Below are 2,510 nucleotides of genomic sequence, written 5' to 3'. Positions count from 1 at the left end.
CGCTGGCGCTCACGCCGAAACATCAAAAGAGCGCTCTCCGCTGTCGCGCTCTTTCGAGCTTCGACGCTCACTACCGTTCGCGTCGAAACGTCGGCAGTCCGCTCGCGGGGCTCGCTCCCTGCCGAGCTTCGGCGTTCGCTGGCGCTCACGCCGAAACACCGAATGATCACTCCATTCGTCGCTCTCTTTCGAGCTTCGACGCTCGCGCTCCAATCGTCGCGCTCACGCCGAAACACTACCCTTTTGACCCTCCTTCCGGTAAGACAGCGTATAATGGGCCGACGCAAGAAGATTGTCGAGGAATGTGAGACACTGATGGGGAAGCCGGAGAACATCCGGAACATCGCCATCGCGGCTCACGTCGACCACGGAAAGACGACGCTGACAGACAACCTCCTGGCCGGTGCCGGTATGATCGCCGACGAGGGCGAGGCGACGAAGCTGATGATGGACACCGAGGAGGACGAACAGGAACGCGGGATCACCATCGACGCGGCCAACGTTTCGATGACCCACGAGTACGAGGACACCAACCACCTCATCAACCTCATCGACACGCCGGGCCACGTCGACTTCGGCGGGGACGTCACCCGCGCGATGCGCGCCGTCGACGGTGCGCTCGTCGTGGTGGACGCCGTCGAGGGCGCGATGCCCCAGACCGAGACCGTCCTGCGACAGGCGCTGCGGGAGGGCGTCAAGCCGACCCTGTTCATCAACAAGGTCGACCGCCTCATCTCGGAGCTTCAGGAAGGGCCCGAGGAGATGCAGGAGCGCCTGCTGTCGGTCATCCACGACGTGAACGAACTCATCCGTGGGATGACCGAGGAGATGGACGACATCGAGGACTGGACCGTCTCCGTCGAGGACGGCACGGTCGGCTTCGGGTCCGCCCTCTACAAGTGGGGCGTCTCGATGCCCTCGATGCAGCGGACGGGGATGGACTTCGGCGAGATCATGGAGCTAGAGCGCAACGACAAGCGCCAGGAACTCCACGAGCGGACGCCGCTGTCGGACGTCGTGCTCGACATGGTCTGTGAGCACTTCCCGAACCCCATCGACGCACAGCCCCGCCGTGTCCCGCGCATCTGGCGTGGCGACGCCGACTCCGACATCGCTGAAGGGATGCAGTTGGTCGACGAGGACGGCGAGGTCGTCCTGATGGTCACCGACATCGGGATCGACCCCCACGCCGGCGAAATCGCCGCCGGGCGTGTCTTCTCCGGGACGCTGGAGAAAGGCCAGGAGCTGTACGTCTCCGGGACCGCGGGCAAGAACCGCGTCCAGAGCGTCGGGATCTACATGGGTGGCGAGCGCGAGGAAGTCGAGCAGGTCCCCGCGGGCAACATCGCCGCGGTGACCGGTCTCAAAGACGCTATCGCCGGGTCGACGGTCTCTTCCGTCGAGATGACGCCCTTCGAGTCCATCGAGCACATCTCGGAGCCGGTCATCACCAAGAGCGTCGAGGCCCAGAGCATGGACGACCTGCCGAAACTCATCGAGACGCTCCAGCAGGTCGCCAAGGAGGACCCGACGATCCAGATCGAGATCAACGAGGACACCGGCGAGCACCTCATCTCCGGGCAGGGCGAACTCCACCTCGAAGTGATCGGCCAGCGCATTGAGCGCAACCAGGGCATCCCGATCACGACCGGTGAGCCCATCGTCGTCTACCGCGAGGCTCCTCAGGAGTCCTCCCGCGAGGTCGAGGGCATCTCGCCGAACCGCCACAACCGCTTCTACATCACCGTCGAACCCCTCGACGAGGACATCGTCGAGACGATCAAACTCGGCGAGGCCAGTATGGACATGCCCGAACTGGAGCGGCGTGAGGCCCTCCAGGAGGCCGGTCTCGACAAGGACGCCTCCCAAGAGGTCGAGCACATCCACGGGACCAACATCCTCATCGACGACACGAAGGGGATCCAGCACCTCAACGAGACGATGGAACTCGTCATCGAGGGCCTCGAGGAGGCGCTCAACGACGGGCCGCTGGCCGCCGAACCGGTCCAGGGCTCACTCATCCGCCTCCACGACGCCCGCCTCCACGAGGACGCCATCCACCGCGGTCCGGCCCAGGTCATCCCGGCCGTCCGCCAGGCCGTCCACAACGCCCTGATCGACGCCGAGATCCGCCTGCTCGAACCGATTCAGGACGTCCGCATCGACGTCCCCAACGAGCACATGGGTGCCGCCTCCGGCGAGATCCAGGGCCGTCGTGGCCGCGTCGACGATATGTACCAGGAGGGTGACCTCATGGTTGTCGAGGGCATCGCGCCCGTCGACGAGATGATCGGCTTCTCCAGCGACATCCGGAGCGCGACCGAGGGTCGTGCCTCCTGGAACACGGAGAACGCCGGCTTCCGCGTTATGGCTGATAATCTCCAGCCGGAGAAGATCACCGAGATCCGTGAGCGCAAGGGTATGAAGACGGAACTGCCGGAAGCGATCAACTACTTCTAAACCCACTTTTTCCGTCGAGGGGTCGCTGGCGCGACCCCTCCGCGCAAAAA

1 protein-coding gene is annotated in these 2,510 nt (G+C 64.5%); it reads left to right on the top strand.

The window, feature by feature from the left end; genetic code table 11:
• The first annotated feature begins 273 nt into the window (after positions 1 to 273).
• Complete coding sequence (locus tag GJ629_RS15430) at positions 274 to 2,460, top strand: elongation factor EF-2 (RefSeq protein WP_157513804.1); 2,187 nt, start codon at positions 274 to 276, stop codon at positions 2,458 to 2,460.
• Positions 2,461 to 2,510: the final 50 nt, after the last annotated feature.

Source organism: Halapricum sp. CBA1109 (assembly GCF_009741825.1).
Taxonomy (GTDB): domain Archaea; phylum Halobacteriota; class Halobacteria; order Halobacteriales; family Haloarculaceae; genus Halapricum.
This window is presented reverse-complemented; position numbering and strand designations above follow the sequence as displayed.